At 74.1% G+C, this 19,407-nt stretch carries 20 protein-coding genes and 1 riboswitch; of the genes, 16 read left to right on the top strand and 4 right to left on the bottom strand.

The features are described from left to right. Positions 1-9 precede the first annotated feature (9 nt). The 5 genes from rpsK (at position 10) to truA (ending at position 3,675) form a co-directional block, all read left to right on the top strand. Positions 10-417, top strand: coding sequence for a 30S ribosomal protein S11 (gene rpsK, locus CLT75_RS20585; RefSeq protein ID WP_013288613.1), 408 nt, complete (start codon positions 10-12; stop codon positions 415-417). 14 nt (positions 418-431) lie between these two features. Next, positions 432-1,058 carry a 30S ribosomal protein S4 gene (rpsD, locus tag CLT75_RS20580; protein WP_073828936.1) on the top strand — a complete coding sequence of 209 codons (627 nt, stop codon included), beginning with the start codon at positions 432-434 and terminating at the stop codon, positions 1,056-1,058. Between the two features lie 95 nt (positions 1,059-1,153). Then, positions 1,154-2,176, top strand: coding sequence for a DNA-directed RNA polymerase subunit alpha (locus CLT75_RS20575; RefSeq protein WP_007073009.1), 1,023 nt, complete (start codon positions 1,154-1,156; stop codon positions 2,174-2,176). A gap of 34 nt (positions 2,177-2,210) precedes the next feature. Then, entirely contained in the window at positions 2,211-2,771 is a 561-nt protein-coding gene (gene rplQ, locus CLT75_RS20570) for a 50S ribosomal protein L17 (protein ID WP_013288611.1), read from the top strand. Between the two features lie 70 nt (positions 2,772-2,841). Continuing rightward, positions 2,842-3,675, top strand: coding sequence for a tRNA pseudouridine(38-40) synthase TruA (truA, locus tag CLT75_RS20565; RefSeq protein WP_135242068.1), 834 nt, complete (start codon positions 2,842-2,844; stop codon positions 3,673-3,675). Between the two features lie 7 nt (positions 3,676-3,682). On the opposite strand, the gene CLT75_RS20560 is transcribed toward truA, so the two are convergent. Beyond that, on the bottom strand, positions 3,683-4,888 hold the full coding sequence (locus CLT75_RS20560) for a hypothetical protein (RefSeq protein ID WP_486485232.1): 1,206 nt from the start codon (positions 4,886-4,888) through the stop codon (positions 3,683-3,685). A gap of 125 nt (positions 4,889-5,013) precedes the next feature. Here CLT75_RS20560 and CLT75_RS20555 point away from each other — a divergent pair, with 125 nt between their 5' ends. The 4 genes from CLT75_RS20555 to CLT75_RS20540 are packed head-to-tail and all read left to right on the top strand — an operon-like array spanning position 5,014 to position 9,127. Then, positions 5,014-5,619 carry a methyltransferase gene (locus CLT75_RS20555; protein WP_135242067.1) on the top strand — a complete coding sequence of 202 codons (606 nt, stop codon included), beginning with the start codon at positions 5,014-5,016 and terminating at the stop codon, positions 5,617-5,619. A 41-nt stretch (positions 5,620-5,660) separates the two neighbouring features. Continuing rightward, entirely contained in the window at positions 5,661-7,340 is a 1,680-nt protein-coding gene (locus tag CLT75_RS20550) for an ATP-binding cassette domain-containing protein (RefSeq protein ID WP_135242066.1), read from the top strand. After that, the gene (locus CLT75_RS20545; RefSeq protein ID WP_135242065.1) at positions 7,337-8,143 is read left to right on the top strand and encodes a nucleotidyltransferase domain-containing protein; all 807 of its coding nucleotides are present in this window, start codon (positions 7,337-7,339) and stop codon (positions 8,141-8,143) included. Before CLT75_RS20550 ends, CLT75_RS20545 begins: the two co-directional genes overlap by 4 nt. A 21-nt stretch (positions 8,144-8,164) precedes the next feature. After that, positions 8,165-9,127 carry an aldo/keto reductase gene (locus CLT75_RS20540; RefSeq protein WP_209310360.1) on the top strand — a complete coding sequence of 321 codons (963 nt, stop codon included), beginning with the start codon at positions 8,165-8,167 and terminating at the stop codon, positions 9,125-9,127. A 428-nt stretch (positions 9,128-9,555) separates the two neighbouring features. Here the strand turns inward: CLT75_RS20540 and CLT75_RS33400 are convergent, their stop codons facing one another. Both CLT75_RS33400 and CLT75_RS20535 read right to left on the bottom strand, forming a co-directional pair. Further along, positions 9,556-9,783, bottom strand: a complete 228-nt coding sequence (locus CLT75_RS33400; RefSeq protein ID WP_486485231.1) for an endonuclease domain-containing protein — start codon at positions 9,781-9,783, stop codon at positions 9,556-9,558. After that, positions 9,687-10,466, bottom strand: a complete 780-nt coding sequence (locus CLT75_RS20535) for a DUF559 domain-containing protein (protein WP_486485230.1) — start codon at positions 10,464-10,466, stop codon at positions 9,687-9,689. Before CLT75_RS20535 ends, CLT75_RS33400 begins: the two co-directional genes overlap by 97 nt. A gap of 118 nt (positions 10,467-10,584) precedes the next feature. Further along, positions 10,585-10,696: riboswitch (TPP riboswitch) on the top strand. Here CLT75_RS20535 and thiE point away from each other — a divergent pair. The 7 genes from thiE (at position 10,694) to thiC (ending at position 16,574) form a co-directional block, all read left to right on the top strand. After that, the gene (gene thiE / locus CLT75_RS20530) at positions 10,694-11,317 is read left to right on the top strand and encodes a thiamine phosphate synthase (RefSeq protein ID WP_486485358.1); all 624 of its coding nucleotides are present in this window, start codon (positions 10,694-10,696) and stop codon (positions 11,315-11,317) included. It overlaps the preceding riboswitch by 3 nt. Then, positions 11,314-12,399: a glycine oxidase ThiO gene (gene thiO, locus CLT75_RS20525; protein WP_135242063.1), complete on the top strand. Its 1,086-nt coding sequence runs from the start codon at positions 11,314-11,316 to the stop codon at positions 12,397-12,399. Before thiE ends, thiO begins: the two co-directional genes overlap by 4 nt. Next, on the top strand, positions 12,390-12,590 hold the full coding sequence (gene thiS / locus CLT75_RS20520; RefSeq protein WP_013288601.1) for a sulfur carrier protein ThiS: 201 nt from the start codon (positions 12,390-12,392) through the stop codon (positions 12,588-12,590). The genes thiO and thiS overlap by 10 nt, the downstream gene beginning before the upstream one ends. A gap of 4 nt (positions 12,591-12,594) precedes the next feature. Beyond that, the gene (locus tag CLT75_RS20515; protein ID WP_135242062.1) at positions 12,595-13,368 is read left to right on the top strand and encodes a thiazole synthase; all 774 of its coding nucleotides are present in this window, start codon (positions 12,595-12,597) and stop codon (positions 13,366-13,368) included. Between the two features lie 62 nt (positions 13,369-13,430). After that, on the top strand, positions 13,431-14,096 hold the full coding sequence (locus CLT75_RS20510; RefSeq protein WP_135244074.1) for a thiamine phosphate synthase: 666 nt from the start codon (positions 13,431-13,433) through the stop codon (positions 14,094-14,096). Between the two features lie 79 nt (positions 14,097-14,175). Continuing rightward, entirely contained in the window at positions 14,176-14,964 is a 789-nt protein-coding gene (gene thiD / locus CLT75_RS20505; protein WP_135242061.1) for a bifunctional hydroxymethylpyrimidine kinase/phosphomethylpyrimidine kinase, read from the top strand. Between the two features lie 17 nt (positions 14,965-14,981). After that, entirely contained in the window at positions 14,982-16,574 is a 1,593-nt protein-coding gene (gene thiC, locus CLT75_RS20500) for a phosphomethylpyrimidine synthase ThiC (protein WP_135242060.1), read from the top strand. A gap of 47 nt (positions 16,575-16,621) precedes the next feature. Here the strand turns inward: thiC and CLT75_RS20495 are convergent, their stop codons facing one another. Continuing rightward, on the bottom strand, positions 16,622-19,378 hold the full coding sequence (locus CLT75_RS20495; RefSeq protein ID WP_135242059.1) for a hypothetical protein: 2,757 nt from the start codon (positions 19,376-19,378) through the stop codon (positions 16,622-16,624). Between the last annotated feature and the right edge of the window lie 29 nt (positions 19,379-19,407).

Genomic DNA, 19,407 nt, shown 5'->3' with positions numbered 1-19,407 from the left:
CACAGACTTATGCCACCGAAGGCTCGTGCCGGAGCCGCCGTCAAGAAGGTCCGGCGCAAGGAACGCAAGAACGTCGCCCACGGGCAGGCGCACATCAAGAGCACCTTCAACAACACCATCGTGTCCATCACGGACCCGACCGGTGCGGTCATCTCCTGGGCCTCGTCCGGCCAGGTGGGCTTCAAGGGCTCCCGCAAGTCGACTCCGTTCGCCGCGCAGCTCGCCGCCGAGGCCGCCGCGCGCCGCGCGATGGAGCACGGCATGCGCAAGGTCGACGTGTTCGTCAAGGGCCCCGGCTCCGGCCGGGAGACCGCCATCCGTTCGCTGCAGGCCGTCGGCCTCGAGGTCGGGCAGATCTCCGACGTCACGCCGCAGCCGCACAACGGGTGCCGTCCGCCGAAGCGTCGCCGGGTCTGAGAGGTTAGAGAGAGATGGCTCGTTACACCGGTGCTGACTGCCGCCGTTGCCGGCGGGAGAAGATGAAGCTGTTCCTCAAGGGCAGCAAGTGCGATGGTCCGAAGTGCCCGTTCGAGTCCCGGCCGTTCCCGCCCGGGCAGCACGGCCGCGGCCGCACGAAGGAGACGGAGTACCTGCTCCAGCTCCGTGAGAAGCAGAAGGCCCGTCGTGTCTACGGCGTGCTGGAGAAGCAGTTCCGCGGCTACTACGAAGAGGCCGTGAGCAAGGAGGCCAAGACCGGCGAGGTCCTGCTGCAGATCCTCGAGTCGCGGCTGGACAACGTGGTCTACCGGGCCGGCTACGCCAAGTCCCGGGACATGGCCCGTCAGCTGGTCAAGCACGGCCACTTCACGGTGAACGGCAAGAAGGTCGACATCCCGTCGTACCGCGTCAAGGAGCACGACATCGTCGAGGTGCGTGCGAAGAGCAAGGAGCTCACCCCGTTCCTCGTGGCGCAGGGTGAGGCCGGCTCGCGGACCGTTCCGGCGTGGCTGGAGGCGATCCCGAGCCAGATGAAGATCCTCGTGCACTCGCTCCCGGCCCGCCAGGTGATCGACACCCAGGTCCAGGAGCAGCTGATCGTCGAGCTCTACTCCAAGTAAGGGCTCGTTGCGGTGGCCCGTCCTCCGGGGCGGGCCACCGGAACAGTTGTGTCGTGGGCGTCAAATAGCGGGCGCCCCGGAAGAGAAGAGAAAAGATGCTCATCAGCCAGCGACCGTCTCTCTCCGAAGAGTCGATCAACGAGACCCGCTCCCGGTTCACCATCGAGCCGCTGGAGCCCGGCTTCGGCTACACGCTGGGCAACTCGCTCCGGCGTACGCTGCTGTCCTCGATCCCGGGCGCGGCGGTCACCTCGATCAAGATCGACGGTGTGCTGCACGAGTTCACCACGATCCCCGGTGTCAAGGAGGACGTGGTCGAGCTCGTCATGAACATCAAGGAGCTGTGCGTCAGCTCCGAGCACGACGAGCCGGTCAGCATGTACCTGCGCAAGCAGGGCCCGGGCGACGTGACCGCCGGTGACATCCAGCCCCCGGCCGGTGTCTCGGTGCACAACCCGGACCTGAAGCTCGCCACCCTCAACGGCAAGGGCCGGCTCGACATGGAGCTGACCGTCGAGCGGGGTCGCGGCTACGTCACGGCGGCGCAGAACAAGCAGGCGGGCGCCGAGATCGGCCGGATCCCGGTCGACTCGATCTACTCGCCGGTGCTCAAGGTGACGTACCGGGTCGAGGCGACCCGTGTCGAGCAGCGGACCGACTTCGACCGGCTCATCATCGACGTCGAGACCAAGCCGTCGATGGGCCCGCGTACCGCGCTGGCCTCGGCCGGCTCGACGCTGGTGGAGCTGTTCGGGCTGGCCCGGGAGCTGGACGAGACCGCCGAGGGCATCGACATCGGGCCGTCCCCGCAGGACGCCCAGCTGGCGGCGGACCTGGCCCTGCCGATCGAGGAGCTGGACCTCACCGTCCGCTCCTACAACTGCCTCAAGCGCGAGGGCATCAACTCCGTTGGTGAGCTCATCGGGCGTACCGAGGCCGACCTCCTCGACATCCGCAACTTCGGTCAGAAGTCGATCGACGAGGTCAAGATGAAGCTCGCCGGGATGGGCCTGGGGCTGAAGGACTCGGCTCCGAACTTCGACCCGGCGCACGTCGTGGACGCCTTCGGCGAGGCGGACTACGACACCGACGACTACCGCGAGACCGAGCAGCTCTAGTCCGCGCTGCCGCCACACCTGAGGAGCACCAAGCATGCCCACGCCCACCAAGGGCCCCCGCCTCGGCGGCAGCCCCGCGCACGAGCGGCTGATGCTGGCCAACCTGGCCACTGCGCTGTTCCAGCACGGCAAGATCCAGACCACCGAGACGAAGGCCCGGCGGCTGCGTCCGCTGGCCGAGCAGCTCATCACCAAGGCCAAGCGCGGCGACCTCGCCTCGCGCCGCCGCGTGCTGGGCGTCGTCAAGGACAAGGACGTGGTCTACGCCCTGTTCGACCAGATCGCGCCCCGGTACGCCAACCGCAACGGTGGCTACACCCGGATCGTGAAGACCGGTCCGCGCAAGGGTGACGCCGCTCCGATGGCGATCATCGAGCTGGTGGAGGAGCTTCAGGTCGCCGAGCCGAAGGCGAACAAGAAGACCGCCGCCCGCAAGGCCGCCCAGCAGGACAAGGTCGAGGCCCTGGCCCCGGCCGAGGAGACCCCGCGCTCCAGCGCCGGTGACCAGGACGCCGAGGCGCCGGTCTCCGCGTCGGGTGACACCGCCGCCGCCCGTGAGGACAGCGACGAGGCCACCGAGAACGACAAGGCCTGAGATCAGGCTCGACCGGGCCCGGCATCCCCTCGGGGGTGCCGGGCCCGTCGCCGTCGACAGGAGGTACGAGGTGGACGAGCGGACCCGGCTGCGGCTGGACGTCTCGTACGACGGCACCGACTTCTCCGGCTGGGCGCCCCAGCCGACCCGGCGCACCGTCGCGGGTGTGCTCATGCAGACGCTGGACCTGGTGCTCGGCGCGGGCACGGTGACCGGCCTGACGGTGGCCGGGCGTACCGACGCCGGGGTGCACGCCACCGGGCAGGTCTGCCACCTCGACCTGCCGACTCCCGTGTGGCGGGAGCACGAGGGGCGGCTGCTGCGCCGGCTGGCCCGGCTCCTGCCGCCTGACGCCCGGGTACGCGCGATGACCGAGGTGCCCGCCGACTTCGACGCCCGGTTCTCGGCCACGTTCCGGCGCTACGAGTACCGGGTCACCGACGCCCCGTGGGGCGCCGAGCCGCTGCGCCGCGGGGACACCCTGGCCTGGCCGAAGCCGCTGGATCTGGCGGCGCTCAACGCCTCCGCCGCCGGCCTGGTGGGCGAGCACGACTTCGCCGCGTACTGCCGGCGCAAGGAGAACGCCACCACGCTGCGCGAGGTGACCCGGCTGGACTGGCGGCGCGACCCGGACGGGATCCTGGTCGCCACCGTGCAGGCCGACGCGTTCTGCCAGAACATGGTGCGCAGCCTGGTCGGGGCGATGCTGGTGGCGGGCGACGGGCGGCGTCCGGTCGAGTGGCCGGCCGGCCTGCTGACCCGGCGTGAGCGCTCCAGCGAGGTGACAGTGGCGCCGGCGCACGGGCTCGCCCTGGTCGCTGTGGGCTACCCGGCCGACCCGGCCGAGTACGCCCGCCGTGCCGAGGAGACCCGCCGGTTGCGGGTGCCGGTGGCCGAGGGCTGAGCGCGGCTCAGTCCGTGCCCCGCTGACCGGCGCTGTCCCCGGCCGATTCGGCGTCGGGCTGCCCGGCCGTTCCGGCCGCCGCGCGACGGTCCAGCACACCCCGGTTGAGGTGCAGCTCGACCATGTCGTACATGATCTCGCGGGCGGTCGCGTCGTCGCTCCCAATACGTTCCCCGTCGGCGCGGGTGACCAGGCAGTAGGCGACGTAGTGTCCGCGTACCTGCCAGGCGACCCGGGCCGCGGCCCGTTCCACCGCCTCGGTGTCGTCGCCGGCCGCCATGCCGCGGAACCGTCCCTGGCGCGCGTCGAGCAGCGGCCGGATGCGGTCGCGTACGCGCTGGGCGGTGGCCACGTCGGTGAGGTTGAACAGACCGGCGGTGATCAGGTGGTCGCCGTCGGCGGAGCGGAGCGTGCCCCGCACGACCTGGTTGCAGCCGAGCCGGACCAGCAGGTCGGCGATCTCGCCGGTGGCCGCGACCTGGCACTTCGTGCTGGCCTGGGTCTTCAGCACCCGGTACGCGGGCTTCCCGTCGGTGACCACCAGATCCTTCGTCGGGAAGACCTCCTTGGCGGTGAGCGACGCCTGGTCGGTGTCCCGGGAGTCCAGGTCGGTGGCACCGGACGGGGTGCTGGACTCGGTCGGCTGCGGGGTCGGCCGGCCGGCCGGGGGCGTGGCGGTGCGTTCGTCGAGCAGGGCCGCGACTGCCAGCCCGGTGAGCGAGAGCAGCAGCAGGACGGCGGCACCGCCGACGAGCGTCTGCCAGAACCGGCCGCCGCCGCGGCGCTCGGCGCGCCGGGTCCGGGGCAGCTCGGAGACGTCGGCGGCGCGGGCGGTGGGGCTGGCCGGGATCGGCACCGTCGGCCGGTTCACCGCCGCCGGCACGGGTGCGGGCATGGGCGGCGCGGGCTGCGGCACCGGGGAGGGTTCCCGTGGTGGCGCGGGCCGTCCGGGTGTCGGCGCCGGGGCCGGTGGTGCCGGAACGGGTGCGCGGGCGTCGTCCGCCACCGCCTGCCCGTCGGGGTCGGCCTGCTCGGCCGCGCCGGCCGCCGGCAGCGCCGGTTGCGGGCGCGGCGGCGGGGGCAGCGACGGCGTGGGGAAGCGGGAGCGTGACGGACCCGCGGGCGGAGGCGTGGCTGCGGGCCCGTTCGGGGCCGACCCGGGCTTCGGGTACTCCAGGAAGGCGTCCTCATCGGACTCGTACCGGTACACCATGTGGCATAGAGTAGGACTGATTGTCCCTTTCAGGGGTAATATCGGGAAATTCTGGCGGAGTGGCGTCCGGCTCCGCCCGTGACACCGTCGCCGGAACCGCCTTAGCCCGGTGCGAGAATGCCTGCGTGACCGGCGACCACTACTTCACCGCTGAACCCTCGACCCCGGCCCGCCCGCGCGAGGTCGAGTTCACCGTCGCCGGGCGCGACTACACACTCGGCTCGGCCGGTGGCGTCTTCTCCGCCGACCGGCTCGACCCGGGCACCGCCGTCCTGCTGCGCAAGGCCGACCTGCCGGCCGCCGACGTCACCGGCGCGCTGCTCGACATCGGCTGCGGCTTCGGCCCGATCACCTGCGTCCTCGCCACTGTCGCGCCGAACGCCACCGTCTGGGCCGTGGACGTCAACGAGCGCGCCCGCGCCCTCACCACCGACAACGCGGCAAGGGTCGGCGCCGCCGACCGGGTACGCGCCGTCGCGCCCGACGAACTGCCGGACGACGTCACGTTCGCCCAGATCTGGTCCAACCCGCCGATCCACATCGGCAAACCGGAACTGCACGGCCTGCTGCTGCGCTGGCTGCCCCGCCTCGCCCCGGACGGCGTGGCCTGGCTGGTCGTCGCCCGGCACCTCGGCGGCGACTCGCTGCACCGCTGGCTGGTCGAGCAGGGCTGGTCCGTCGAGCGGCACGCCAGCCAGAAGGGCTACCGGGTGCTGCGGGTCACCCGGTAATCCGGTGTCGTCCACCGACCCGGCTCGGGCAGGATGCCCGCGTGGGATACGTGGACGTGGCAGGAGCGGGGCACATCCTCCCGGACGGGCGTGAGCTGTTCAGCGACGTGTCGTTCCGGGTCGGTGAGGGTGCCAAGGTGGCGCTGGTCGGCCCGAACGGCGCCGGCAAGACCACGCTGCTGCGGATGGTCGCCGGTGACCTGCCGCTGAAGACCGGCGCGATCGCGCGCTCCGGTGGGCTGGGCGTGATGCGGCAGTTCATCGGCATGATCGGCGACGAGTCCACGCTCGCCGACCTCGCCTTGTCGCTGGCGCCGCCGGCGCTGCGCGACGCCGGGCGGCGGCTCGCCGAGACCGAGGCGGCCATGCGGGCGGCCGAGGTCCGCGGCAAGTACAGCTCCGCCGCCGCCAAGACCCAGCTCGCGTACGCCGAGGCGCTCGCCGCCTGGGGCGAGACCGGCGGGTACGACGCGGAGGTCCTCTTCGACACCGTCGCCACCATCGTGCTGGACCTGTCCTGGGACAGCGCCCGGGACCGGCAGGTCCGCACGCTCTCCGGCGGCCAGCAGAAACGCTTCGCGCTGGAACTGCTGCTGCGCGGCCCCGACGAGGTGCTGCTGCTCGACGAGCCGGACAACTTCCTCGACGTACCCGGCAAACGCTGGCTGGAGGCGCGGCTGCGCGAGTCGGGCAAATCCGTGCTCTACGTGTCGCACGACCGGGAACTGCTGGCGCAGACCGCCGACCGGGTCGTCGCGGTGGAGGGCGGCAGCGCCTGGGTGCACCCGGGCGGCTTCGCGAGCTGGCACTCCGCGCGGGTGGCCCGGCACGCCCGCCTCGACGAGCTGCGCAAGCGCTGGGACGAGGAACACCAGAAGCTGCGCGAGCTGATGCTGATGTACAAGCAGAAGGCCGCGTACAACGACGGGATGGCGTCCCGCTACCAGGCCGCGCAGACCCGGTTGCGCAAGTTCGAGGAGGCCGGGCCGCCGCCCGTACCCCCGAAGGACCAGGACATCCGGATGCGCCTGACCGGCGGGCGGACCGGCAAGCGCGCGGTGATCGCCGAGCAGTTGGAGCTGGACGGCCTGACGTACCCGTTCGACCTGGAACTCTGGTACGGCGACCGGGTCGCGGTGCTCGGCGCGAACGGCACCGGCAAGTCGCACTTCCTGCGCCTGCTGGCCCGCGGCGGCACCGACCCCGAGCCGGGCAACACCCCCGTCGACGGCGCCGGCACGCTCGCACCCGTCGCCCACGGCGGCGTGGTGCGGCTCGGCGCGCGGGTGCGGCCCGGGCACTTCTCGCAGACCCACGACCGGCCGGAATTGATGGCGAAGACGCTCGTCGAGGTGCTGTGGCGCGGCGACGACCACCGCGCCGGCATGGACCGGCACGCGGCCATGGCGGCGCTGTCCCGGTACGAGCTCGCCGGCCAGGGCGACCAGCGGTTCGGCACGCTCTCCGGCGGGCAGCAGGCCCGGTTCCTGGTGCTGCTGCTGGAGCTGTCCGGGGCCACGCTGCTGCTGCTCGACGAGCCCACCGACAACCTCGACCTGGCCTCGGCCGAGGCGCTGGAGGCCGGGCTGACCGCGTTCGAGGGGACTGTGGTCGCGGTGACCCACGACAGGTGGTTCACCCGTACCTTCGACCGGTTCGTGCTGTTCCGGGGCGACGGCGACGTGGTGGAGACGCCGGAGCCGGTCTGGGACGTGGGGTGATCGACAGGGACCTGGCCGACCGGCTGTGCGCGGTGGACGGCGTGGTGGCGGTGGCGCTCGGCGGCAGCCGGGCCCGCGGCGACCATCGGCCCGACTCCGACTGGGACCTGGGCCTCTACTACCGGGGCGCGCCGGACCTGGCCGGGCTGCGCGCGGTGGCCGCCTCGATCGCCGACGGGCCGGTGGACCTCACCGCCCCGGGCGGCTGGGGTCCGTGGGTCGACGGGGGCGGCTGGCTGCGCGTCGGCGGCGTCGCGGTGGACTGGATCTACCGCGACCTTGACCGGGTGCACCGGGTCTGGGCGGACTGCCGGGCCGGCCGCTACACGGTCGAGGCGCAGGCCGGGCATCCGCTCGGCTTCTACTCGCACGCGTACGCCGGGGAGGTGGCGCTCGGGCGGGTGCTCGGCGACCCGACCGGCGAACTGACCGCGCTGCGGGCCGAGACCGTCGACTACCCGCCCGCGCTCGGCGCCGCGCTGGTCGCCGGCGGCTGGGAGACCGGGCTGCTGCTCGACGGCGCGGCGAAGGGCGCGGCAGGGGGCGACGCCGGCTACGTGGCCGGCTGCCTGTTCCGGGTGGTCGGCGTGCTGGTCCACGCGCTGCACGGCCGGGCCGGACGGTGGCTCGTCAACGAGAAGGGCATGATCGCGTCCGCCGGGCGCCTGCCCGGTGCGCCGCCGGACTTCGCCGAGCGGGCGCAGGCACTGCTGGGCGCGGTGGGGCGTACCCCTGAGGAACTGGCGGCGACGATCGGTGCCGCCCGGATGCTGGCCGACCAGGTGCTGCCGCTGCCCGGATGACACCCGGGCAGCGGGCATAGGGTGGATCTCGTGAGTGAGATGACCTATCGCCGGCTGGGCGACTCCGGGCTCGTGGTGTCAGTGGTCGGTATCGGCTGCAACAACTTCGGCCGCAAACTCGACAGCGACGGCACCCGGGCGGTGGTGGACGCCGCGCTCGACGCCGGGATCAACTTCTTCGACACCGCCGACATCTACGGCGAGCCGCAGGGCGCCTCCGAGGAACTGCTCGGCCAGGCGCTCAAGGGCCGCCGCGACGACGTGGTGGTGGCCACCAAGTTCGGCATGGACATGCACGGCGCGAACGGGCCGGACCACGGCGCCCGGGGCGCCCGCCGCTACATCGCCCGCGCGGTCGAGGCGTCGCTGCGCCGGCTCGGCACCGACCACATCGACCTGTACCAGATGCACGAGCCCGACCCGGGCACCCCGATCGACGAGACGCTCGCCGCGCTGGACGACCTGGTGACCGCCGGCAAGGTGCGCTACCTGGGCAACTCCAACTTCGCCGGCTGGCAGATCGCCGACGCCGACTGGACCGCGTCGTCGCAGGGGCGTACCCGGTTCATCTCCGCGCAGAACCACTACTCGCTGGTGGAGCGCGGGGTGGAGGACGAGGTGATCCCCGCCTGCGAGCGGTTCGGCCTCGGCATGCTGCCGTTCTTCCCGCTCGCCAACGGGCTGCTCACCGGCAAGTACAAGCGCGGCGAGGCGCCCCCGGCGGGCAGCCGCCTGGCCGGTGGCGGCCGGTACGCCGAGCGGCTGGCCGCCGCGCGCTGGGACGTCATCGAGGCGATCGAGGCGTACGCGGCCGAGCGCGGCATCACCATGCTCCAGGTGGCCATCGGCGGCCTGGCCGCCCGTCCCGCCGTCACGTCCGTGATCGCCGGCGCCACGACTCCGGCCCAGGTGAAGTCAAACGCCGAGGCCGGCACCTGGCAGCCCAGCGACGAGGACCTGGACGCCCTGGACGCCATCCTCTGACCGTCCCCGCCGGGCACCGGCGCGCCCGCTCGCGCGTTGGGTCCGTCCGCGTGTTCGGTCCGCCCGCGCGTCCGGTCCACCCGTGTTCGGTCCGCCCGCGCGTCGCAGGTGCGTCCGCTCGTCGGCGTGCGAGCGAGGGGGCTTGCCCCACGCGGCGGGCGTGCGCCCACCGTGGCCGCCCGCACGCGGAGGCACCCATGGCGTTCCACTCAGAGGCAGCGCTCACGATGGGTGGAACGGTGTGGGTGTCAAAAGGGCCTTGAAACACCCATGGCGTTCCACTCGTCGCCAGATCCAGTCGCGAGTGGAACGCCATGGGTGTCTGCGGGCGGCCTGACGCCCGTGGCGGCTCGGGCGGTCCGGACCGGCCTGGCGGCGGGTGGCGGGCCGGGGCGCGGCGAGGTGAGGCTCGTGGCGGTGGCTGCGGATCAGTGGTCTGCCGCGGTGGCGCGACGTTCGGCCAGGGCCTGGCGCACCAGGGCGACCGTGGCGTCGGGCCGGCGGAGCACGTCGTCGGCGGTGAACCGCAGCACCAACCAGCCGGCTGCGCGCAGCGCGTTCAGGCGCGCCACGTCCCGCCGGAAGTGCGCCTGCTCCCGGTGGTGGTCGCCGTCGTACTCGACCGCGAGACGGAGTGCCGGCCAGGCCAGGTCCACCGGGCCACGAAGCGTCCGCCGGCGCGTACCTCGTGCTCGGCGACGAGCGGGCCGAGGCCGGCGTCGAGCAGGAGCAGCCGCAGGCGTGTCTCCATCGGGGACTCACTCAGCGGCTCGGCCATCGCCAGCACCTCCCGCAGCAGCGGAGCGCCCGGCCAGCCCGGCCGCTCGGCGGCGTAGGCCCGCAGGACGGACAGCTTCACGACCCGGCGACGCAGCAGCGCGTCGACGGCGACCAGCGCCTCGGCGAGTGATCCCTGTCGGCCCAGGTCGAACGCGGTACGCAGTGGGGTGGTGACCGGCAGACCGCCGACGAGGGTGCGGTCCCGCTCCGGCAACGGCGACCGGATCACCCGCAACCGTGGGTGCGATCGCAGTCGAGCGGCAGTCGGCAGCAGCACCGTCACCGGCGCGTCGCGGGTGAGCACGTCCGCGCCGGACAACCAGGCGGCGCTGCGTCCCGCCAGCGCGGCACCCGGCGGCAGGCGCATCGCCACCGCCTCGCACCACATCCGGTGGTCGTCGGCGCGGTGTCCGTCCCGGTGCACGTACACGTCCGGGAGCAGGCGGATCCACGTCGACCCGCGCAGCATCGTCCAGGTGAGCAGCCCTTCGGAGACGGCACGGCTGCCCCGGAACGGCAGGATCGCCAGGCGGCGCGGAACGCGGGCGGGAACGGACATCCAGGCAGCGTGTCGTGACGGGACGGTCACCCGCTGTCCCGATCCGGCGGACGGCTGGTTCCTGGGAAAAACCTCACCCGGGCTTCCGTACGGGCGGAAGGCGTCGTACGGTAGGCCGCAAGTGACCCACGGGAGCCCGGTGCGGACCGGGCTGAGAGGGGGGCTGGGAGCCCCCGACCGTCGAACCTGATCCGGGTAATGCCGGCGCAGGGAGGAGCGTTGCCGTGCTGTCCCTGGGACGACTGCATCTCATCACCGACACCCGGCCGGGGCGTGACCCGCTCGCCGTGCTGCGTGCCGCCCTGCCCGTGGCGGGCGCCGACCTCGTCGTGCAGGTGCGCGTGGAGGACGACGCCACCGACCGGGAGGCGTACGAGCTGGCGTGCCGGGTGGCCGAGGCGTGCCGGCCGTACGGAGCACAGTGCCTGGTCAACGACCGGCTGCACGTGGCGCTCGCGGTGGACGCCGCCGGGGGCCACGTCGGCACGGACGACCTGCCGGTCGCCGCCGCGCGCCGGGTGCTCGGCCCGGACGCGGTGCTCGGCGCGACCGCCCGGGAGCCGGTGGGCGCCCGCGCGGCGGTGGAGGCGGGCGCGAGCTACCTGGGCGTGGGCCCGTGCCACGCCACCACCACCAAGTCCGGCCTGCCGGACCCGATCGGCCCCGACGGGGTACGCGCGGTCGCCGAGGCGGTGAGCGTGCCGGTGATCGCGATCGGCGGGGTGACCGCCGCGAGTGTGCCGGCGTTGCGAGCGGCCGGGGCGTACGGGGTGGCGGTGGTCGGCGCGCTCAGCCTGGCCGCCGATCCCGCGCACGCCACCGCCGAGCTGCTGCGGGCGCTGACGCGATGAGCCCGGCCGACGTGGCGGTGGTGGGCGCCGGGCCGGTGGGACTCGCGATCGCGTGGCGGTGCGCGCAGCGCGGACTGCGCGTGGTGGTGCACGACGACCGGCCCGGGTCGGGTGCCTCGTCGGTGGCCGCCGGGATGCTGTCGCCGGTCGCCGAGGCGTACTTCGGTGAGCACGAGCTGACCGCCCTGCTCGTCGAGTCCGCCGCCCGCTGGCCCGGCTTCGCGGCCGAGCTGACCGAGGCGAGCGGCGTCGACCTCGGCTACCGCACCGAGGGCACGCTCGTCGTCGGGCTCACCGCCGACGACCTGGCCGAGGCGGGGCGGCTGTGGTCGTACCAACGAGGTCTGGGACTGCCGATCACGCCGCTGCGCCCCTCGGAGCTGCGCGACCGTGAGCCGGCGCTGGCGCCGCGCGTGCGCCGCGGCGCTGCGGCGCCCGGCGACCACCAGGTCGACCCGCGGCGGCTGGTCACCGCGTTGCGCACTGCCGCGGAACGCGCCGGCGTGGAGCTGCGCCCGGCCCGCGTCGGCGCGCTGTCCGAGGTGGACGCGCGGGTCACTGTGGTCGCGGCCGGATGCGGCGCGGCGGGCCTGACCGGCCTGCCGGTCCGGCCGGTCAAGGGCCAGGTGCTGCGGCTGCGCGCGCCGGGTGGCGGTCCGCCGGGCTTCCGGCACGTGATCCGGGGGTACGCGGACAGCGAGCCGGTCTACCTGGTGCCCCGGGACAGCGGGGAGGTCGTGGTCGGGGCGACTGTGGAGGAGCGCGCGGACACCGCTGTCACCGCCGGTGGCGTGCTGACACTGCTGCGCGCCGCCGCCGAGCTGGTACCGGAACTCGTCGAGTACGAGCTGGTGGAGGCCGTCGCCGGGCTGCGCCCCGGTACGCCCGACAACGCGCCGATCATCGGGCCGTTGCCCGGGCAGCCGGGCGTGCTCGCGGCGACCGGTCACCACCGGCACGGCATCGTCCTCACCCCGGTCACCGCCGATCTGGTCACCGAGCTGATCGTCACCGGCGAGCCGGATCCCGCGCTCGCCCCCTTCACCCCGGACCGCTTCGGGAAGGAGCGCACGTGGAACTGATCGTCAACGGCACCGGCCGGACGCTGCCCGAGGGCGTCACCGTCGCCGAGGTGGTCCGCACCGTCACCGACCGGGAGCGCGGGCTCGCGGTCGCGGTGAACGGCGAGGTGGTGCCGCGCGGCGGCTGGTCGGCGAGCGTCCTGCGCGACGGCGACCGGGTCGAGGTACTCAGCGCCACCCAGGGCGGGTGACCGGATGTCCACCTTGGAGATCGGTGGGGTCACGTTCGGCTCCCGGCTCATCCTCGGCACCGGCGGCGCGGCCAACCTGCACGTACTGGAGCAGGCGATCCGCGCCTCCGGCACCGAACTGGTGACGTTGGCGCTGCGCCGGGTGGACACCACGCCCGGCGGGTCGGGCGGCCTGCTCGACCTGGTGGAGCGGTGCGGCGTACGGCTGCTGCCGAACACGGCCGGCTGCCGCACCGCGGTGGAGGCGGTGAAGACGGCGCACCTGGCCCGGGAGGCGTTCGACACCGACTGGGTGAAGCTGGAGGTGATCGGCGACGAGCGCACGCTCCTGCCCGACGGGGTGGAGCTGCTGCGCGCCGCCGAGGAACTGGTGGCCGACGGGTTCACCGTGCTGCCGTACACCTCGGACGATCCGGTGCTGGCCCGGCGGCTGGCCGACGTGGGCTGCGCGGCGGTGATGCCGGCCGGGTCGCCGATCGGCTCCGGGCTGGGCATCGGCAACCCGCACCACATCCGGCTGATCCGGGCGGCCGTCGACGTGCCGGTGGTGCTGGACGCGGGCATCGGCACCGCCTCCGACGCGGCGCTCGCCATGGAGCTGGGCTGCGACGCGGTGCTGCTGGCGAGCGCCGTGACCCGGGCCGCCGACCCGGTGGCGATGGCCACCGCGATGCGGTACGCGGTCGAGGCCGGCCGCCTGGCGTACGGCGCGGGCCGCATCACCCGCCGCTTCCACGCCCTGCCGTCCACCCCCGACGAGGGGCGGCCCGACCTGTGACCGCCGTACGCGTTGCGGATCTTGGTACGGAGGCGCCCGTGGAAGGGCGGCCGCGTACCAAGATCCAGGGCGGGCCGAGCGGGGTTGTGCTGTTGACCGATCGGCGCGTCGCTCGGGGGGCGCTCGTCGACGTGGTCGCGGGTGCCGTCGGCGGGGGAGTGCGCTGGGTGGTGCTGCGGGAGAAGGACCTGCCGCGCGCCGAACGTCTCGCGCTCGCCGCCGACCTCCGTGCCGTCCTCGCCGAGGTGGACGGCACGCTGATCGTCGCCGGACCCGATCCGCTCGACGGGGATGCGGTGCACCTGCCCGCCGCCGGCCCGTACCCGCCGCCCGCCGTCGGGCTCGTCGGCCGCTCCTGCCACGACACCGCCGAGCTGGCCCGGCTCACCACCGAGCACTACGCGACGCTGTCCCCGGTCTACGAGACAAGGACGAAGCCCGGCTACGGCCCACCCCTGCACCCCGATGGACTGCGCGAGCTGATCGCGGCAACGAAGGTGCCCGTGCTGGCACTAGGCGGCATCGAAACAGCAGCTCAGGTCAGTGCATGCGTAGAGGCGGGCGCCACCGGAGTAGCAGTCCTGGGCGCCATCATGCGCGCCCCGGACCCCACCGAAACCGCCACCACGCTGGGCAGCGCCTTCCAGGAGGCGGCCATCCGTGTGGCGCGCACCCACCCCGCGCGATCCGACGAAGGCCTGCACGAGAAGGGCTGCGGCCGACCGTGACCACGGAGGGATCAAGCCTGACCGCCCGGAGTGGGCACGGTCGGCCGCAGCCCCAAACCGCAACCACCGGAGAAGACACGTGACGCCGAAATCAGTTCTCAGCATCGCCGGCTCCGACTCCGGAGCGGGAGCGGGCATCCAGGCCGACCTCAAGACGTTCGCCGCGCTCGGGGCGTACGGCACCACAGTGCTCACCGCCGTCACCGCGCAGAGCACCAGGGGCGTGGACGCCGTCCTGCCGCTGCCCCCGCAGACGGTGCGCGACCAGATGGACAGCGTCCTCGGCGACTTCGACGTGCGCGCCGTGAAGACCGGGATGCTCGGCACCCCCGCGGTCGCCGACGCGGTGGCCGAGGCGGCCCGGGCCGGGCGGCTGCCACACCTGGTCGTCGACCCGGTCCTGGTCGCCACCAGTGGGCACCGGCTCGGCGTGGTGGAGGCGGTCGAGCGGCTGCTGCCGTACGCGGAAGTGGCGACACCGAACTGCGCGGAGGCCGCGGCCCTCACCGGAGGCCCGGTGGGCACCGTCGAGGAGATGGTCGCGGCGGCCGAGGCGCTGGCGGCGCGCGGACCGGCGTTCGTGGTGGTGACCGGCGGCGACGTGGACGCCGACGGCGAGTCGGTGGACGTGCTCGCCGGCGGCGGGACCACGCGGCTGCTGCGCGCGCCCCGGGTGGACACCCGGCACAACCACGGCACCGGCTGTTCGTTCTCGGCCGCCGTCGCGGTCCGGCTCGCCGCGGGCGACGCGGTGCCGGTCGCGGTGGCGGCCGCCAAGGAGTACGTCACCCGCGCGCTGACCGGCGCGCGGACCTGGGAGCTGGGCGCGGGACGCGGCCCGCTGGACCACTTCGGCTGGTCCGCATGAGCGACAGGGAGGCTGTCATGCAGGCACGTCGCAAGGTGTACGTGGAAGGGTCACGCCCGGACATCCGGGTGCCGTTCGCCGAGGTGACGCTGACCGGGGACAACCCTCCGGTACGGCTCTACGACACCTCCGGTCCCGGCTCCGACCCGGAGGTGGGGCTGCCCGCGCTGCGCGGACCGTGGATCGCCGAGCGCGGCGACGTCGCACCGGTACGCGGCGCCGGCACGCCGCTGGCGGGTGTGGACGGGAAGCGGCCGACGCAGCTCGCGTACGCCCGCGCCGGGATCGTCACGCCGGAGATGGAGTTCGTGGCGGTCCGGGAGTCGGTGGCGCCGGAGTTCGTCCGGGACGAGATCGCGGCCGGGCGGGCCGTGCTGCCGCTCAACGTCAACCACCCCGAGTGCGAGCCGGCCATCATCGGCAAGGCGTTCCTGGTGAAGGTCAACGCCAACATCGGCACCTCGGCGGTCACCTCGTCGGTGGCCGAGGAGGTGGAGAAGCTGACCTGGGCCACCCGGTGGGGCGCGGACACCGTGATGGACCTGTCCACCGGCAAGCGCATCCACGAGACCCGCGAGGCGATCGTGCGGAACGCGCCGGTGCCGATCGGCACGGTGCCGATCTACCAGGCGCTGGAGTCCGTCGGCGGCGACCCGGTGAAGCTGAGCTGGGAGGTGTTCCGCGAGACGGTCATCGAGCAGGCGGAGCAGGGCGTCGACTACATGACCGTGCACGCCGGGGTGCTGCTGCCGTACGTGCCGCTGGCGGTGGACCGGGTCACCGGGATCGTGTCGCGGGGTGGCTCGATCATGGCGGCCTGGTGCCTGGCGCACCACGAGGAGAACTTCCTCTACACGAACTTCCGGGAGCTGTGTTCGCTGCTCGCGAAGTACGACGTCACGTTCTCCCTCGGCGACGGCCTGCGCCCCGGTTCCATCGCGGACGCCAACGACGAGGCGCAGTTCGCCGAGCTGCGCACGCTCGGTGAGCTGACGGAGATCGCCTGGGAGTACGACGTGCAGGTGATGATCGAGGGCCCCGGGCACGTGCCGATGCACAAGATCAAGGAGAACGTGGACCTCCAGCAGGAGTGGTGCCACGAGGCGCCGTTCTACACGCTCGGGCCGCTGACCACCGACGTCGCGCCCGCGTACGACCACATCACCTCCGCGATCGGCGCGGCGATGATCGGCATGTTCGGCACCGCGATGCTCTGCTACGTCACGCCGAAGGAGCACCTCGGGCTGCCGGACCGCGACGACGTGAAGGCGGGCGTGATCGCGTACAAGATCGCCGCGCACGCGGCCGACCTGGCCAAGGGGCACCCCGGCGCGCAGGCGTGGGACGACGCGCTGTCCAAGGCCCGGTTCGAGTTCCGCTGGGAGGACCAGTTCAACCTGGCGCTCGACCCGGAGACCGCGCGGGCGTACCACGACGCGACGCTGCCCGCCGAGCCCGCCAAGACCGCGCACTTCTGTTCGATGTGCGGGCCGAAGTTCTGCTCCATGAAGATCACCCAGGAGCTGAAGGACTACGCGGCGCGGGGCATGCGCGGCAAGTCCGAGGAGTTCGTCGCCTCCGGATCGCGGGTCTACCTGCCGCTGGCGTGAGCGAGGCCGGGGCGGGCCGTTTCGACCCGGTCCGCCCCGGCCGTCGTTCAGTCGCGGTGGTGCCGTCCGGTCCGCAGCGAGCGGGCGTCGTCGGCGTTGTCGTCCGAGGCGAGACCGGCCACCCAGTCCACGTACTCGTCGTCGGCAGCGGTGGTCGGCTCGGCCGTACGCTCGGCCGGCTCCGGCTCGTCCTTGGCCCGGTTGCGCCGGAACAGGCCGCGCCGGGGCTTCGACTTCCCGCCGGACGCGTCGGCGTCGTCCGGTCCGGCGTGCCGTCCGCGCCGGGAGTCCGCCTCCGTCTCCGGCTCTGTGGCGGTGACCTCCGGCAGCGCGGCGGTGGTGTCCGGCAGCGCGGCACCCGCCTCGCCCGGTACGGCGGTCGCCGCTTCGGGTCGGGCGACAGGCCTCCTCGCCTCGGGCCGGGCGAGCGGCCCCGCCGGGCGGGCGTTCGTGGCGAGCGCGTCCCATCCGGTGCTCGCGCCCGGCTCGGGCAGGCCCCGGTGCCGGGGACGCGGCGTCGGCTCGGCCGGGACGGCCGCCTCCGCGCCGTCCCGGGCCGGTGCGTCCGGTTCGGTGGTCGCGCGGTGCGGGCGGCCCGCCGGGGTGATCGGCCAGGCCGGGCGCACCTCGCCGGGCGCCCCTGTCACGTCCTCGAACATCGGGAACCGGGGCCGGGTCGACGGGGCGGGCGCCGGGTCGTCGAAGAAGAAGTTGCGCCCGGTACGCCCGGCCGGTGCGACCTCGTTCGAGTCGGTGCCTGTGTCGTCCCGGTGCGGGTTCGTGGCCTGGGGAATCGGGGCGGTGTTCGTGGTGCCCGGGGCGGGTCGGGTCCGCCCGCCGGTCGCCGTCGTCGCGGCCTCGGCGCTGGTGCTTGTCGGCGCGGCGTCGGCTCGCCCGCTCGGCGTCGTCGGCGCGGCGTCGGTGTGGCCGCTCGGTGTCGTCGGCGCGGTGTCGGCCGGCCCGGACTCGGGGGAGGCCGGGGTGGGGTCGGGGGAGGCCGGGGCGGTGGCGCGCGGGGCCTTCGGAGTGCGGGTACGCCGGGGGCGGGTGGTACGGCCCGTCGCGCCGGTGGCTTCGACCGGGGGCGCGGCGGGGGTGTCGCTGTCCGCGTCGGCCGTGACCGGTCCGGCGAGGGCGCCGCTGTCCGTACGCGGGCCGGGAACGTGGCTGTCGGTGGTGCCGCCGGTGGCCGGTGACGCGCCCGCGCCGGCGCTCGGGGAGGTGTCGTCCCCCGAACGGGGTGCTGTGCCGTCGGCGGGTGACACCGGCCCGTCGGTCGTCCCGCTGGACCGGCCGGCGCGGGTACGGCGTGGCCGGGTCACCCGTGGCGTGGTCGCCGCCGGCTCCGGCTCCGGTGTGGCGTCGTCCGTGCCGGCTGCTGAGGCGGTGGCGGAGACGGGCTCGCCGGCCGCCGGGATGCCGGTCGCCTGCCCGGACGCTCCAGCGGCGGGTTCGGAACCGGCAACGGCCGGGTCGAGAGTGGTCGCACGGTCCGTGGTGGCCGACTCGCCGGTGCTGCCCGCGTGGCCCGTGCCCGTGCCCGGACCCTCGACCGTGCCCGTGTCTGGACCCGCTACCGGGACCGGGTCGGGGCGGCCCGCGGCGAGGACGTCGATGGCCGAGGTCCGGCGCCCCGGGGGCAGCAGACCCGGCATGGGCTGGCCGTGGCTCGTGTCGGCGACGGCCGAGCGCTCACCCGCCGGCCGTTCCGCAACGGTCGGCTGATCGACGGCGGGCAGATCCGTGAGGGCCGGCCGGCCGGCGGCGGGAAGATCGGTGCCGGCCGTCGCCGTGGCCGAGCCGCCGGGCTCCGGCCAGTTCCAGTGCGCGGGCGCGGCGGCGCCGCTCGTCACCGGAGGCGCGGGCGGGGCGGCCGGGACGCCCGGCGCGGACGAGTGCGGCAGCGGCGCGAGAATGTCGGTGGCCTCGACCGCGTCGGGGTCCCCGGTGGCGGTGACCGGGCGGGGCAGCACGGTGGTGGCGGTCGAGCCGAGCGCGCCGGCGATCACGGCGATCAGCGCGCCGTAGTAGGGCGCGACCTGGTAGCGGTCGGTCGCCGAGCCGGGACCGGCGGTCAGGTAGGCGAACGCGACGAGCACCGGACCGGCCGCACCGGCCGCGCCGCCGACGAGCGGCGGCCATTCGGCCCGGCGCGCGAGTACGCCGACCGCCCCGCCGGCCAGCAGGGCGAGCACCGGCAGCAGCAGCATGGACAGGCGTTGCGCCGCCTCCGGGTCGAGCCAGGACGGTTCGAGGACGCCGAGCCGTACCGTGGCCAGCGGGCGGTTGGAGACGATCGTGGGTGCGACGGAGAGCAGCGCCAGCAGCCAGACGATGCCGGCGGTGACCGCCACGCCCCAGCCGAACGGCGGTTTGAGCAGGACGGCGATCGCCGCGCCCGCTCCGACCACCGCGCCGAGGGCGGCGCAGATGCCGGCGGCCCAGACCGGGTCGACGGATCCGCCCAGCTCGGCCGCGCGGGCCGGTTGCATGCAGAGCGGGGCGACCACCATCGCGCCTAGCGCGCTGACGCCGGCGATGGAGAGCAGTTCGGTGGTGCCGCCGGGACTGTCGTCGCGGCGGGCGAAGCGCTCGGTGAGGACGGCTCCGGCGACCGTGGCGACAGCGGCGAACCAGCCCACCCAGACGAGCTGGGCGGGCCACCGGTTGACCGAGACGTCCACGAACGCGCCGTCGAGGCGTACGACTCCGAAGCCGTACGCGATCCCCAACTGGCCGGCCCCGGCCAGTACGCTCACCCCGAGCGCCGTGAGCAGCAGCCTGCCCCACGTCCGAAAGGCCATGTCGGGCACGTTACGGCCCGGTGCCCCCG

It is taken from the genome of Micromonospora sp. CNZ285 (assembly GCF_004637285.1).
Note: the sequence above shows the minus strand (reverse complement) of the source record. Positions and strands in the feature narration are given on the sequence as shown.

What these genes read in the sequence shown, in the direction of transcription:
- rpsK (WP_013288613.1), top strand. Translation starts at nt 10, where the DNA reads ATGCCACCGAAGGCTCGTGCCGGAGCCGCCGTCAAGAAGGTCCGGCGC.
- rpsD (WP_073828936.1), top strand. Translation starts at nt 432, where the DNA reads ATGGCTCGTTACACCGGTGCTGACTGCCGCCGTTGCCGGCGGGAGAAG.
- CLT75_RS20575 (WP_007073009.1), top strand. Translation starts at nt 1,154, where the DNA reads ATGCTCATCAGCCAGCGACCGTCTCTCTCCGAAGAGTCGATCAACGAG.
- rplQ (WP_013288611.1), top strand. Translation starts at nt 2,211, where the DNA reads ATGCCCACGCCCACCAAGGGCCCCCGCCTCGGCGGCAGCCCCGCGCAC.
- CLT75_RS20560 (WP_486485232.1), bottom strand. Translation starts at nt 4,888, where the DNA reads ATGGTGTACCGGTACGAGTCCGATGAGGACGCCTTCCTGGAGTACCCG.
- CLT75_RS20535 (WP_486485230.1), bottom strand. Translation starts at nt 10,466, where the DNA reads ATGTCCGTTCCCGCCCGCGTTCCGCGCCGCCTGGCGATCCTGCCGTTC.
- thiO (WP_135242063.1), top strand. Translation starts at nt 11,314, where the DNA reads ATGAGCCCGGCCGACGTGGCGGTGGTGGGCGCCGGGCCGGTGGGACTC.
- CLT75_RS20515 (WP_135242062.1), top strand. Translation starts at nt 12,595, where the DNA reads ATGTCCACCTTGGAGATCGGTGGGGTCACGTTCGGCTCCCGGCTCATC.
- thiC (WP_135242060.1), top strand. Translation starts at nt 14,982, where the DNA reads ATGCAGGCACGTCGCAAGGTGTACGTGGAAGGGTCACGCCCGGACATC.
- CLT75_RS20495 (WP_135242059.1), bottom strand. Translation starts at nt 19,378, where the DNA reads ATGGCCTTTCGGACGTGGGGCAGGCTGCTGCTCACGGCGCTCGGGGTG.